The sequence below is a fragment of the Bifidobacterium sp. ESL0790 genome, assembly GCF_029395435.1.
In the GTDB taxonomy this organism is placed as follows: Bacteria; Actinomycetota; Actinomycetes; order Actinomycetales; family Bifidobacteriaceae; genus Bifidobacterium.
The window spans coordinates 1,985,297-1,999,782 of sequence record NZ_CP113915.1 but is presented as its reverse complement, the minus strand read 5'-3'; the positions used below and the strand labels follow the sequence as shown (position 1 = coordinate 1,999,782).

The 14,486-nt window shown below is 60.3% G+C and carries 9 protein-coding genes and 1 tRNA gene; 5 read left to right on the top strand and 5 right to left on the bottom strand.

From position 1 onward, the window contains the following. Positions 1 to 189: 189 nt before the first annotated feature. From OZY47_RS07635 to OZY47_RS07620, 4 genes are all read right to left on the bottom strand, one after another. Positions 190 to 759, bottom strand: a complete 570-nt coding sequence (locus OZY47_RS07635; protein ID WP_277177742.1) for a manganese efflux pump MntP family protein — start codon at positions 757 to 759, stop codon at positions 190 to 192. Between the two features lie 387 nt (positions 760 to 1,146). Next, a complete protein-coding gene (locus OZY47_RS07630) occupies positions 1,147 to 1,638 on the bottom strand; it encodes an inorganic diphosphatase (protein ID WP_277177740.1) in 492 nt (163 codons plus the stop codon). Between the two features lie 210 nt (positions 1,639 to 1,848). Further along, complete coding sequence (locus tag OZY47_RS07625; RefSeq protein ID WP_277177738.1) at positions 1,849 to 2,418, bottom strand: hypothetical protein; 570 nt, start codon at positions 2,416 to 2,418, stop codon at positions 1,849 to 1,851. 4 nt (positions 2,419 to 2,422) lie between these two features. After that, on the bottom strand, positions 2,423 to 4,519 hold the full coding sequence (locus OZY47_RS07620; protein WP_277177737.1) for a maltotransferase domain-containing protein: 2,097 nt from the start codon (positions 4,517 to 4,519) through the stop codon (positions 2,423 to 2,425). A 355-nt stretch (positions 4,520 to 4,874) separates the two neighbouring features. Between OZY47_RS07620 and OZY47_RS07615 the strand changes: the two genes are divergently transcribed. From OZY47_RS07615 to OZY47_RS07600, 4 genes are all read left to right on the top strand, one after another. Next, complete coding sequence (locus OZY47_RS07615) at positions 4,875 to 7,118, top strand: peptidase (RefSeq protein WP_277177736.1); 2,244 nt, start codon at positions 4,875 to 4,877, stop codon at positions 7,116 to 7,118. 311 nt (positions 7,119 to 7,429) lie between these two features. Further along, positions 7,430 to 8,209 carry a hypothetical protein gene (locus OZY47_RS07610; RefSeq protein WP_277177735.1) on the top strand — a complete coding sequence of 260 codons (780 nt, stop codon included), beginning with the start codon at positions 7,430 to 7,432 and terminating at the stop codon, positions 8,207 to 8,209. Positions 8,210 to 8,636: 427 nt separating this feature from the next. After that, on the top strand, positions 8,637 to 9,599 hold the full coding sequence (locus OZY47_RS07605; protein ID WP_277177734.1) for a dolichyl-phosphate beta-glucosyltransferase: 963 nt from the start codon (positions 8,637 to 8,639) through the stop codon (positions 9,597 to 9,599). 80 nt (positions 9,600 to 9,679) lie between these two features. Then, the gene (locus tag OZY47_RS07600; protein WP_277177733.1) at positions 9,680 to 12,496 is read left to right on the top strand and encodes a glycosyltransferase family 39 protein; all 2,817 of its coding nucleotides are present in this window, start codon (positions 9,680 to 9,682) and stop codon (positions 12,494 to 12,496) included. Between the two features lie 450 nt (positions 12,497 to 12,946). On the opposite strand, the gene OZY47_RS07595 is transcribed toward OZY47_RS07600, so the two are convergent. Continuing rightward, positions 12,947 to 13,023: transfer RNA gene (locus tag OZY47_RS07595), tRNA-Met, on the bottom strand. A 364-nt stretch (positions 13,024 to 13,387) separates the two neighbouring features. Between OZY47_RS07595 and metA the strand changes: the two genes are divergently transcribed. Further along, positions 13,388 to 14,422: a homoserine O-succinyltransferase gene (metA, locus tag OZY47_RS07590; RefSeq protein WP_277177732.1), complete on the top strand. Its 1,035-nt coding sequence runs from the start codon at positions 13,388 to 13,390 to the stop codon at positions 14,420 to 14,422. Positions 14,423 to 14,486: the final 64 nt, after the last annotated feature.

The window sequence follows — 14,486 nt, the reverse complement described above, 5'->3', positions numbered from 1 at the left end:
GGCAAATTGTCGTGAGGAATATATTTGCAGCAGGGAAACTCTATTCCGGTTGGAATTCCGTTCCCTGCTGGTTCGGTATATCAGCGAACACATTTTTGAATATGCCATGTCTTCGGAGCTGTGCCGAAATGGATTTGGACGTTTGCTCGCTGTGAATGGGCAGGTCACCGTTATGGTCGAATAACTTAACTACCAGGCGATGATGCCGAGGTGTTCCAGCAGGGTTTTCAGGCCGATGAGGATGAGGACGATACCGCCGATGATCTGGGCGGTCTGCTGCCATTTCACGCCGATGACGTGGCCAAGGTAGAGGCCCGCGATGGAGAAGGCGCCGGTGATGATACCGATGATGGTGGCCGCGCCCCAGATATTGAGCGGCATGAACTGGAAGCTGACACCGACCGCGAAGGCATCGATGCTGCAGGCGACGGCCAGCGGTGCCATGTGGCGCCAGTCGAATTGCGCGGTCTCCTTGGCGTCCTCCTCGGGTTCGCCGAACGCCTCGCGAATCATATTGCCACCGATAAGCGCGAGCAATCCGAAAATAATCCAATGGTCGACGGCCTCGACGTAACGCCCGAACAGTGATGCGAAGAAATAACCCAGAATCGGAAACAGCGCTTGGAATCCACCGAACCAGAGCGCGGTCTTGATGGCATTGACCGGCTTGACGTGTTTGGTGGCCAGACCCTTGCCGATGGCGATGGCGAAGGCGTCCATCGACACGGACACGGCGATAAGCAGAATTTCGACGATCATAAGCTTGCGTTTGCACTTTCGTGTTCATCCGCAACGCGATTTCGGGAACGGCAACGTCGATTCGCTGCCAGCGCATGTCGCACGCGGATGGGCCTCGACGGTCGCCCGCCTACGCCTTGTGTTTCGGCATTGAGAACTGCCGGCAACTCCTTACTGTTCCGGCTTTGAATTCCCGATGTGAATACCGTTCGCATGCCACAATTGTTGAATTCAGTATAGTACTGGGCCGATGTCTCGTTCGGCGGTTTGGCGGTCTGCGAATACGGCAAACGAAAACCGGGACGATGCATGACGCACGTTCCGGTTTCGTTGATGAAGAATGTCGAATGGCTATTGGCTGATGGTTATCAACTCGACAGCCGGTCGATCTTCAACGTGAGCGATTGCTCACTTCTTGGCGGCGAGGCGCTCGCGGGCGGCCACGATTTGCTTCTCGGCCTCTTCGGCGCCGGTCCAGTAATCGCCGGGCATGACTTCCTTGCCAGGCTCCAGGGCCTTGTACTGCTCGAAGAAGTGCTTGATTTCGGCCTTGTGGTAGTCGTTGACGTCGTCGACATCCTTGATGTCGTCGAAGCGCACGTCGGCGGGCACGCACAGCACCTTGTCGTCGCCGCCCTCTTCGTCCTCCATGTGGTAGAGCGCCACGGCGCGGCACTTGATCTCGCAGCCCGGGAACACCGAGTTCGGGATCATCACGAGCGCGTCGAGCGGGTCGCCGTCCTCGCCCAGGGTGTCCTCGATGTAGCCGTAGTCATCCGGGTAGCCCATCGCGGTGAAGAGGGTGCGGTCGAGCTTGATGCGGCCGGTCTCCTCGTCCATCTCATACTTGTTCTTCGACCCGCGCGGGATCTCGACGAGGACGTTGAATGTCTCTGCCATGTTTGCTCCTTAATAAGGATTGATTATTCGCCCTCTAGCTTAGCGCATATCCATGCCGAATCATAAAGAAAAACTGGTAAAAACGCGGAAACCGGTCCCCGTGCAACACGGGCAATCCGGCTTCCACTTCCTTGCCTCCTCGGAGGTAGGCGATAGTCCCATTATAGATACTTTTGTGGATTTTTCTACTTTATCAAGTGACATTATGAATTAAATGATGCTGGTAGTGGGTAGTCTGATGACGTTTTGCGGGTGAAAAAGTGACCTGTCTGCACTTCCTACCGCTCCGAGTATCTGATCGGGAATCCAAAGTCTGGCATCTTGCGACCCTGGCATCAGGTCATAGCGCAAAACTCTGAAAAATCCTCGCGATCTGAGTCCCTGAATGAATGTGATTTCGGCATTGTTTTGTTGTTTGGTGCGACCTTCCATAAAGACTTGAGCGACTGAGTAATCTTGTTCAAGAACGGGAAGTAAGTGTTCGAGACACCTTCTGCGGGCACGTTCGGGCCGGGTGATGCCAGAAGTAAATTCGACTGAAGCGACGATATGCACCAGATTCAAACCATCAATGAATGCGATTGATTTTCTTCGTTCTGGCAGGGTCATATCATGCCAGTGAGCTTTGGTTCGTTTTACAAGATGTTCTTTGATGAAGAATGTTCTGATTGTTTTTTCATCAAGGCCGCAAAGGCTTGCACCGATAAGATATCGAGACGATGTAGACCCGTGCTCCTTGACGATGCTCTCGTCGCACCAAGCTAGCGGATTTATAGCCATAATTTTATGCAACGGTGAGGATATAGGCGGGGCGATTGGCGGGGTCGAGCGTGAGTTTGTTGTTGCTCGTCCAGATGAAGTCGCCGCCTCCGAGTTCGTCGTGGACGGTGAAAGATTTGTCCCGTGGCAGGCCGAGCAATGCGGGGTCGAAATTGACCTCCGAGGTGTGGGCGGCCTGGCAATCGAGATTCACCACGACGATGACGGTGTCGTCCGTTTTGGATTCGTTGAGGTCGGCCGGCGTGTGGCGCGCGAAGGCGACGACGTTCGGGTCGCTGGTCCAGAGCATCACCAGGTCGTGGTAGCTACGGCAGCTCGGGTGCTCGCGGCGGATGTGGTTGAGCTGGGTGAGCAGATCGGCGATGCCATAGCGCTCGGCCTGGCTCCAATCGCGCACCTTGATCTCGTATTTCTCGTTGTCTGCCTGTTCCTCGTGGCCCTCCTGCTGCCGGTTCTCCACCAGCTCATAGCCGTTGTAGATGCCCCACGAGGGTGAGCCCATCGCGGCCAGCACGGCGCGCACCTTATGGCCTTCCGCACCGTTGTCGCGCAGGTAATCGGTGAGGATGTCGGGTGTGGTGGGCCAGAACGTGTTGTGCTGGTAATAGGCCTTGTCGCCGTTGGTGGTCTGCAGGTATTCGGTGAGCTCGTCCTTGGTGTTGCGCCAGGGGAAGTAGCAGTGCGATTGCGTGAATCCGGCCAGGCTCAGCGCCTGCATGATGGCCGGGCGGGTGAACGCCTCCGCCAGAAAGAGCGTCTCGGGGTGCCGGGTCTGCACGGCTTTGATGACGTCCTGCCAGAAACGCACCGGCTTCGTGTGGGGGTTGTCGATGCGGAACATCGTGACGCCCTCGTTGATCCAGAGGTCCATGACTCGCTCGGTCTCGCGCTCGATGCCGGGCATGTCGATGTTGAAATCGATGGGATAGATGTCTTGGTATTTCTTCGGCGGGTTCTCCGCGAAGGCGATGGTGCCGTCGGGCTTGTGACGGAACCAATCCGGATGCTCGCGCACCCACGGGTGGTCGGGCGAGCATTGCAACGCGAAGTCCAACGCGACCTCGAGGCCGAGCTTGTGGGCATGGTCGCAGAACGTCTTGAAGTCGTCCATGTCTCCAAGCAATGGGTCGACGGTGTCGTGTCCGCCGGCTTTAGCGCCGATGCCGAATGGTGAGCCCGGGTCGTCGGGCCCGGCCACCAGCGCGTTGTCGCGGCCCTTGCGGTTGGTCACGCCGATGGGAAAGATGGGCGGCACATACACCACGTCGAATCCCTCGGCGGCCGCGCGGTCGAGTCCGCTCAAGGCGGTGGTGAGGGTGCCCTGCGTGATTCTGCCGGTCGCCGGATCGCGTTTCGCGCCTTCGGAACGCGGGAAGAACTGGTACCACGCGGTGAAACTCGACTTCGGCCGTTCGACGCGGAATCGCAGCGGGTCACTCGACGTGAGCCCGTCGCGCAGCGGGTGCTCCAGATGCAGCGCCTCAATGGCTGGATTGTCCGCGGCTTTCAGGCGCTCGCCAGCGTCGATATCCGCGTCGCCAAGCGTTCGCGAGACGTTGAGCAAAGTCGATTTTTCGGCGTCATCGAGCTTGGCGTCCTTCGTCCGCGCCCAGCGTGCGAAGAGTGCCGAGCCCGTGGTGAGGATGTTGTCGACGTCGTCACCGACTTCAACCTTGATACGCGCGTCGGCGAGCCACGAGGCGTAGATGTCCTCCCAGCCCTCAAGCGCCACCGTCCATTCGCCGAGCTGTTCGGCGACCTCGGCGAACTCAGGTTCCCAAGGCCTCACGTTGCTGGCCTCACCGGCGGCCAGGTCCACGGTCCACAAGTCAAGCCCGGGATTGACATAAGCCATCGCCTTGACTCGACGCACTTTCCCATCCGGCCCGTGCAGCACCGCCGTGGCTCTCGTCCTGCTGCGGCCCTCGATGAAGATCTGCGCGCTTACCTTGAACACTTCGCCCAGCTCGACGCGTGCCGGGAACGTCCCGCATTCCTCATTCGGCGTCGCGGAGAGGATGACGATGCGGCCGAACTGGTCGGGCTTGGTGATGGGGAAACTGGGCGTGGCTGGTTCTTCGATGGCCTTCGTTGTGTTCATCTGTGCCTCCGCTCGGTAGTGTTTCCAAGTGCCGAACCGCCTTGCCCGGCCCGGCATCGTGTCTTCATTGTAGGGGAGCGTGATGGTCGTTTTCGTCAATCTTCTGGACATACGCGAAATTTGTGGATAACTTCGGAGGGATTTTTTGAAAAGTCGATAACTCTGTGGATAAATTCGGTGTGAAGGTCTTCAAAACGGCGAAATGTGGATAAGTGAAACGGAGTTATCCACAACACGCCGGAGACCCCGACCGTTCGACCACAGTACCTGAAATTCCTTCGCTAGGCATCCGAAAAGGGCCATCCTGTTGTCTACCCGCTCGAAATCGGGAGGGAGGAACGGAAAGGATGCAGCGATGAAAGTATGGAAGAGACGCCTGACCGCCGTGCTCGGCGCGATGGCGATGATAGCGACAAGCGTGGCCGTTGGTGTGGCGGGCGTGGGCACGGCGCAGGCAGACACGCTTGAATGGACGGGCAGGGACACCTATCTGAGTTATCGGTTCGACGGGAGCCCGATGCGCATCGGGGTGCTCAACAAGGACTCCCAAGGACGAAAATATTATTGCATCGAGGCGGGCGCGCCGGCCAATCACGACATCAACAACATCGTCGCTTTCCCCGACAGCGTCAAAGCGCGACGCCTCTCTTGGCTCATGGGGCGCTACAGCGATTCGGACCAGCGCACGCAGGCGGCCATCGGCGTGCTCGCCCACGACTATTTGGACCACAATCTCGGGGTTTGGGGCCAGCATAAGGACATCATCATGGGGCAGTACCCCGACCTGGCGGGTCGCGTCAACGAGCTGTGGGACGAGGCCGGCAGGAACACCCCGGGCGGGGCCGACATCGGCCAGTCCTATCTTCAGGGCATCAGAAAAGGGTCCGTCAACGTCGCGATTGAGGATGACTCGGGCCTGCCCATCGCGGGCGTCACCTTCCATGTGCGGCTCAACGGGCCCGCCGTCTTCGACAACGGCAGCGACGAGGTGAGCGGAGTCTCCGCCTCGCAGCCCGTGACGTTGGGCTGGAAGGCGACCGACAAAGGCGACGTGACCGCCTCCGTCACCTACGACCGCAAGACGCTCGACATGATCTACAGCGGTCAGGATTACGCCCGAATCGGCAACGACGTGCGTACCGACGCCGGGTCGATCGAGTTCAAGGTACGCAAGGATTTCAAGCCGGATATCTTGAGCTCCGTCGCCGCCAAGGTGGTCAACGACGGGCAGCCGGTCTCCGACGACCTGACCTCCACGCTCATTGGTGACGACAACTACTGGGTGCCCGATATGAAGCTGACGGCTTCGGGCTGGTATTTCGCGGGCTTGCGTCCTGACGAGCTTCGCGGAGAGGTGACGGCGGCCCAAGGCTCGAATGCCTCCGACACCTTCCTCAACTGTCTCGCCGCCAGCGGCCACGAGCCCACGGCTTACGGACAGGCCGAGTTCACGGGGCCCGGGCAGACGGTGAGGGCCACGGCCACCACCACTGCCGGCGGATCGCAGCAGTATCGCGCCCCGGCGGGAGGTTTCGGCACTTGGGTGTGGGCCTTCGAACGCGACAAGCAGAGCGAGGAGGCCAAGGAGTATCTCAAAGGCGACTCGGTCTCATCCTTCTTGGAACCCAACGAGACCAATTCCAACAGGTTCAGGATCGAGGTGCAGTCCAGCGTCACCGAGCATTCGGCCAGCATCGGCTCCGAACTGAGCGACACCATCACCGTCTCCGGCTTTCCCGAGGACCACGGGAGCTTCCAAGGCAACCAGAACTATGGGTTCAGGCCTGACCAGCCCTTGGCGCAGGTGGACGTCTGGTGGGCCGGCAGCGCCGATGGCCAGCAGGATGACGCGCAATACCGGCCGCAGGGCAAGGCCGCTCCGGCTCCGGACGCCAATCACCGTCTCGTCGGCACATGGGATTTCCCTGCGAAGAACGGCACGATTCGCGTGGGCGGCGGGGTTCTGGACGCCCATGGCGCCCCGGTCAACATCGTGGCGCAGGATCATGGATGGTATGTGTTCGTCTGGCGCTTCGGCGGCGATGACCGGGTGAAGCCCGCCGCCAGCGACTACGACGACGCTTGGGAGCGCACCCGCGTCGAGGGCTTCTCGCCGCAGGAATTGCCGATGATCACCACCCATGTCGACAAGAGCGCGGTTAACGTCGGCGACACCTTCCATGACGTCGCTAGGGTCACCGGCGATCTGCCCGTCGGCTCCTACGTGGAGTTCACGGCCTACGAACCGGTGTCCAAGGGAGCCCCGGCCGGCAGTGGCCGCAAGATCATGGACGCCAGGCGCGTCAGCGTGCCCTCGAGGCACTCGGGCTCCGAGGTCTCAAGTCCGGACGTGCAGGTCGATAAGCCCGGTGAGGTCTATTGGCAAGCCGCTGTGGTCTCGCCACAAGGTGATGTGCTCACGGCCCACGAGGTCGGCGTGCGTGAGGAGACGGTCACCGTCAGCGATGGTCCCGGGCCGCAATCGGAGAGTCTGGCGCATACCGGAGCCACGGTGCTGGTCTTTGCGGGCATCGGGCTTGGGGCGCTTGCGGTGGGTGCGATCATGGTGTTCGCCATTCGCCGCCGCAGTGGCTGCTAGGCGACGGTTGTTGGATGCCGGCTGTTGCCTGCTGGATGCGGTCGTCTCGGATGGTGGTGACGCCATGCGGGGCGCCGCGTCCAGCGGACGTCCAGAAAACTTTCCTGAAGATTTGCGCAATTCACTAGACGCCGTACGGCTTGGCTCCAGCGGCTCTCCAATCTCGTGTTGTGCAATATGAACCAGACGGAACCCGGTTATGGCCGTGAATCCCAGCGGCCAAAGGGTTTCGGCGCTTGCGGGGTTTCTGTTTCCCGTGACGAAATGGTTTTGCACAAGACAAAAAGAACACGTATATAAAGGAGCCGAACATGGCCAACACATCACCGTCGAATCCCGAGGATTTGCAACCGACCAAGGAATACCAGGCCGCCGACCAAGAGACCATTGCCGTCGATTCCGCCGCGGTTTGGCAGGAGGGGCAGGCGGCCGCCGGCGCGCCCACGAATCAGCCGTATAGCGGGCAGCCGTACGGAAACCCGCAAGGAGGAAGTCGGCGGTATGCGGGTCAACCATATGCCAGCGAGCAATTTGCGGGACAGCAATATGGGAATGATGGCGGCTCTTCCGCTGACACGACTGGTGGTTCGTCGAAGGACGGCGATTTCCAGCTCGGGGGTTATGTTCCTCCAGTCGACATATCGGCGAAGAACCATGGCCGGGCTAAATTCTGGGCCATCACCGCGGTGATAGCTCTGGTCTGCGGTCTGGCCGGCGGTGCCATCAGCGGTTTCGGGGCTGCAAGCATGGCCACCCCGAGCCACCACAACGAGCGTTCGCAGACTTCCGGCCGCGCTGGCGAGGGCATGGGCGAGCCGATGGGCGGCGAGGGCATGCCTGGTTCTGGTAGCCAGCCGGGCGGATCGGGTTCGCGCAAGTCTGGCGGCTCGCAATCGCAGCGTGGTGGCAACGATTCCCAGTCTGGCGGTTCCGACTCCCAGTCAGGTGGCGATGCCCAAGGCCTTGATTCGCAAGGCGGTTCGGGCTCCGGCTCGGGCAACTCCGATGGCTCCTCGAACGGAAACTCATCGTCCAGCTCGTCGAGTTCATCCACCAGAGCTGGCGTTGGCACAAGCCTGGATTCGATCTAACCGATTGTCGTTCCGGGTCGTTTCCGATATCGCATCGGCCGACCTGGACGACGATGTGGAAGGCCAATGTTCCATTCTGTGGAATGTTGGCCTTCCACTTTCATTTTGGCTTGATTCCAAGCTTCTTGGGCGATTTGCCATCCAGCGAACGTCCAGCGTACGTTGCGGATACTGGTGAAAACCTCTTGGCCTGGCCCAACCATATGCCGAGTGTGTTTCAAGTCCCGCCACCTTTACTGGCACTATGACATCACTGCAACAGCCCGAGGCGGCTTATCCCTCAACTCTTCATCTTCATCCGGCGGCCGAGCCTGATTCCGATTCAAGGTATTCGGCTGAATTCGGCGCCACGTACCAATCCGGTGTCAAATCCGAATCTGGGCTGAAACCCATAACAGAACTTGGCCCCCAAGTTGAAGCTGGACGTATGGGGAAATCCCAATCCGCACAACGCCTCAACGTGATTGCCGACCGTGTCGGACGTCCCCATGAGGTCGACGCGGATATCGTCATTCCGGTCTACAACGAGAGCGAACAGCTCGCGGATTCGGTGCGGACCTTGATGGATTATCTCGAGCGCAGTGCACGGGAACGGCGAGATGGCGCGGGCTACACGTGGAACATCGTGATCGCCGACAACGCCAGCACCGACGGCACCTGGCCAATCGCGGTCTATCTGGCGCGGCAATACCCACAACGTGTTCGGGCCATAAGAATCGCCGCCAAAGGCCGTGGCCGCGCGCTGAAACTGGCGTGGGGCGAGTCCCGGGCGAGCGTCCGAGCCTACATGGACGTCGACCTTTCCACCGACATCCGCTGCGCCGACGTGCTGATTCACTCGATTCTCGACGGTCCGGCCGAGGTCGCGACCGGCTGCCGTCTGCTTGATGAGTCGCAGGTCGACCGTTCACCGAAGCGTGAGTTCATCTCGCGTTGCTATAACGTCCTGCTGCGTGCTACCCTCGGTGCCGATTTCCAAGACGCGCAGTGCGGTTTCAAAGCCATCAGCGCCTCGGCCGCGAGATTCCTGCTTCCGCGAATCCAAGACGACGAGTGGTTCTTCGACACCGAACTGCTCACGCTCGCCCAAGCCTACGGTCTGCCCACCTATATTTTCCCGGTGCGCTGGGTGGAGGACGCCGGCACCACCGTCGACATCCCCGATACCGCGCGCAAGGACATCGAGGGCATGATGCGCATGCGCCACGTTCTCGGCTCGCTTGAGGAGCGTCGTCTGGTCGATGATGCGAAACGACATGACGCGCTCGCGGATCAAGTTACTAAGGCCGGCAAATCTTCGGCTCTCTTCCCTCGTTCGTGTCGCATCCCTGTGGCGCGGCATACGTGGATTTCGCCCCAGGGCGCGCGTCATCTCGCCGTTCAGCGCTGACGCCAGCCCATATTTTAATCGTTTTTTCAATCACACGCGTAATCACGTTCCCAATCACACCTACTTATTAAGGACTCCAAATGAACGATTCAACCGACAAACGGGGGAGCGGCGGCCAGCCCGGCGCTGATTCACCTCGTGTTGGCAGCGACGCCGGTAATAGCTCAGTCGCCGGGAATGCTGCCACCGGAGCAGCAGCCACTGCCGACGCCTCGAATCCAACCAACCCGTTCACCCGCATGCGCACCGCGTTCAAAGGTGTGCCCGGCGGCCGGTTCATCTCGGCCGACGCTTCGCGTACCGTCCGCCATTCCATCGCCCGCAAACGCACGACGATCGACTGGCTGGCCTTCGCCCTGATGATGGCCGGCGCCGTGGCGATCATGTTCGTCAACCTCACCGCCAACGGCTACGCCAACGAGTTCTACGCGGCCGCCGCCCAAGCCGGATCGAAAAACTGGGAGGCGTTCCTGTGGGGCTCGTCCGACGCGGCCAACTCCATCACTGTCGACAAGCCGCCGGCCGCGCTCTGGCTGATGGCGCTCTCCGTCCGACTCTTGGGACTGAGTTCGTTCGCCATCCTGCTGCCAGAAGCGCTGTGCGGTGTGCTGAGCGTCTGGCTGCTATACGTCTCCGTGCGCAGGTATTGGGGTAATTGGGCCGGCATCATCGCCGGTTCCACTCTGGCCCTGACGCCCGTCGCCGCGCTGATGTTCCGCTTCGACAACCCCGACGCGCTGCTTGTGCTCCTGATGATCGCCGCCTCGGCCTCCGTGCTGAGGGCGCTGGAATACGACCCGGCACGCAAGGCCAACCGCAAGCGCACCCTATGGCTGGCGCTCGCGGGCGTGTGCATCGGTTTCGGCTTCCTCACCAAGCAGATGCAGGTCTTCCTCGTGCTGCCGGGCTTCGCGCTTGCCATCCTCATTGCCTCGCCGACCAAGTTCTGGCGCCGCGTGGCCGACAGCCTCGTGGCGCTCGCGGCGATGGTCGTCAGCGCCGGCTGGTGGGTATTGCTCACCGTCATCGTGCCTTCCGGGTCGCGCCCGTATATCGGCGGCTCACAGAACGATTCGTTCCTTGAGCTGACGTTCGGATACAACGGTTTCGGCAGATTGACCGGCAATGAGACAGGTTCGGTCGTACCCGGCGGTGGCGGCGGAGGCAAGGCCTCCAAGGCCTTGGGCAATGCTTATAGCGCCATGACCGGCGGTATGGCGGGCGGGCCCGGTGGCGGCCAGACCGGCGGCGGCCAAGGCGGCGGAATGTGGGGCCAAACCGGCATCACCCGCCTCTTCGACGGCGTCTATGGCACCCAGATCGCATGGCTCGCGCCCATCGCGTTCGCCGGTGTGGTCATCGGCCTCGCGGTCTCGCTGCGTGTGCGCCGCACCGATATGCGCCGCGCCGGCGTGATGGTGTGGGGTGGCTGGCTTGTGGTCACGTGGCTGACTTTCAGCTTCATGGGTGGCATCTTCCATCAGTATTACACCGTCGCGCTCGCGCCCGCCGTGGCCGTGATGGTCGCCGTCGCCGTGCGCACGTTGTGGGAGCACCGGCGCATGTTGTGGTCACGCGTGGTCGCCACGCTGCTGGTGCTCGGCAACACGTTGTGGGCTGCCGAGCTGCTCTCGCGCTCGACTTGGCTGCCGTGGCTTCGGGTTGCCGTGCTGGTAGTCGGCGGTTTTGCGACGATCGCGTTGCTGATTACGGTCATCGCCGCTTTGCCGATTCGTTCGCTGCGCGCGATGCGTTCGGGCAATGGTGGCAAGGCTGTGCGCAACATTGGCTTGGTTGGCATCGTCCTGGCGACGGTCGCGCTTTACGCCGGCCCGGTTGCGTGGACGGGTTACACGGTCGCGACCGGTCATCACGGTTCGATCGTCACCGCCGGTCCGGAGGTCACAGGTTCCATGGGTGGTGGCCCCGGTGGCGGTCATGGCGGTCAGGGTAGCCCCGGTGGAGCCGCTGGCATGGGCGGTCCCGGCGGTCAAGGTGATGGCCAGACCGGTCAGGGTAGTCGTGGTAATCAAGGCGCCCAAGGCGGTCCCGGCGCCGGATTCGGAGGTGCCAATAACCAAGGCAATCAGAGCAACCAAAACGGCCAAACGAACAGCTCCAACGGTTCCCGCAACAATGGAGGTAGCGCTGGTGGTCCGAGTAATTCCGGTAATTCTCGAAGCGCCAACGGTGCGAATAACGCTGCGAACGGTTCCAACAGTTCCGCTAACGGCTCAGCTAGCGCCTCCAACGGTTCCAACAGTTCCAACAGTTCCGCGAACGGTAACGGTTTATCTTCGAGGTCCTTTGACACCCCGAACGCCACTGGCGCAGACAATTCCAGTGACTCAGGCGCTAGCGGCTTCGGTGCTAAGGACTCTGGCAAGTCCGAAAAGTCCGACGGCGCATCCTCCGGCATGCCCGGCGCAAGCAATAGCTCCAAAAACGGTTCGAGGAGCGGCCAAAACCGCATGAGTCATGGTGGCGTTATGGGGCATGGTGGCGGCTTGACCGGCGGCGACGGCTCAAGTTCGGTCGGCAGCAAGTTGAAAAAGCTGTTGATGAAGGACGCGGGCAAGTACACCTGGGTCGCGGCCGCGACGGGTTCGCAGTCGGCCTCCGGCTACCAGCTCGCCACGCAGCAGCCGGTCATGCCGATCGGCGGCTTCAATGGCTCCGACCCGAGCCCCACGCTCGCGCAGTTCAAGCGCTACGTCAAGGAGGGCAAGATCCACTACTACATCGGCGGCGAGATGGGCGGCGGCATGGATGGCAGCCAGATGGGCGGCTCCAACGCCTCCAGCCAGATCGCCACCTGGGTCAAGTCAAACTTCAAGTCCCAAACCGTAGACGGCGTCACCCTCTACGACCTCACTTCTCCGAAAGCCACTGAGTAGCGGACCAGGCGCGGTACCGTCCCAGCAGACCAGTTGCATTTGCGACGCAAACCAAGCCATCTGCGTCACAAATGCAATATAACGGTTACGAAGGTTGCGATTGTGACGCCAAACCGACCATTTGCGTCACACCTGCAATAAGAAGACAATGCAGATTGCAATCGTGACGCCAAATCAACCGCTTGCGTCACATTTGCGACCAAACAAAGACAAGATTGCAATCGTGACGCCAAATCAACCGCTTGCGTCAATTTGGGGTTATAGGCCAGAATATTTGGTTTATAACCGGGGTTTGGCCAAGCGGCAGTGAGTGTTTCGTGCCGTTCTTTTTTCGTTCCTGAAAGTTAGGGTGACGCCGGGCCGATTCCTCTGGCGATAGCGTAGATTTAAGCGTACCTTGGCGTTGCCGAAAAATGATGAAGCCCGGAAATCGTTGAGATTCCGGGCTTTTGGTAGCGGGGGCAGGATTTGAACCTGTGACCTCTGGGTTATGAGCCCAGCGAGCTACCGAGCTGCTCCACCCCGCGACGGCTGTTTCAAACAGCAATATTCAACAATACGAGAAATGGCGAGAATGTCAAACTTCGGCGCGTTTTCAGCTCAGAGACGAGCAGTTTCAGCGAGTTTGTCCATTTTCCGAGGGCATTTGTAGTTACGTGAGGGTGGCAAGCCATATCCTGACTTTTTCTGACTTCCAACGGCATTCGCAATCTGGCGATGCATCCAACTTTCCGCAGCTTGCAGCACGCATTTCGCCGTCGACACCATATATCGATATCAAACGTAATCACGAAACCGGCATTCAAAACAATCCCAACCCAAAGAAACCAGCGTCGACCCGCCGTCGCAAAACGCCATGCGAAAAGCCCAGACCAAGAGCATAATGGAGCTATGCCTATCAGGATTCCCAGTGGTTTGCCAGCCCGCGCCATACTCGATTCGGAGCGGATTTTCGCGCTCGAGCGCCCCGACGCCGAGGAGCAGCAGATCCGCCCGCTGCGCTTGGTCATCCTCAACCTCATGCCCAAGAAAATCGAGACCGAGACCCAGCTGCTGCGCCTGATCTCGAAGTCGCCGCTCCAGGTGGAAATCGATTTCATGAAGACCTCCACCCACGAATCCACCCACGTCAGCGCCGACCATCTGCTCAAGTTCTACGAGAACCTCGACGCCTTCGCCGACAACTATTACGACGGCCTCGTGGTCACCGGCGCCCCTGTGGAGCAAATGGATTTCGAGCAGGTGGATTATTGGGATGAGCTCACATCGATTTTCGACTGGGCGCAATCCCACGTGTTCTCCACGATGTACCTGTGCTGGGGCGCGATGGCCGGCCTCTATCACCGCTACGGCGTGCGCAAGGTCGACTACGACCAGAAGATCTTCGGCGTCTTCCCACAATTCCTGCAGGACGAATACTGCTTCATCACAAACGGCTTCGACGAGATCTCGCTGCAGCCTCACTCCCGCCTCGCCGGCGTCAACGAAAGCGACGTCGCCCAAAACCCCGACCTGCAGGTGCTCACCTGGGGCCCGGAATCCGGCCCCGGCCTCATCGCGGCGCGTGATTTCTCGGAGGTCTTCGCGCTGGGTCACTGGGAGTATGGCAAATACACGTTGCGCGACGAGTACGAGCGCGACATGGTCAAAGGCCTGAAAAACGTGCCGTTCCCGAAGAACTATTTCCCGCACGACGATCCTAAACTCGAGCCGCTTTTCTCGTGGCGTGCGCATGCGAACCTCTTGTGGCGCAACTGGCTCAACTGGGTCTACCAGACCACGCCCTATGACCTTTCCGAGGTGCCGCACCTTCGCGCGCAGAAGCGCCTAGGCACCGACCGCGCCATCCGTCACGAGCCTGGCTCCCCGAGAGAAGACGGTTTCAAACCGGTGGAGCGCGACGGGTACGGGTTGATCAGGCGTTGATTGGTCGAGCAATCGTTGATCAATCGTTGGTCAATCGTCGGCCAAGCGTTGTTTAGGCGTTGAC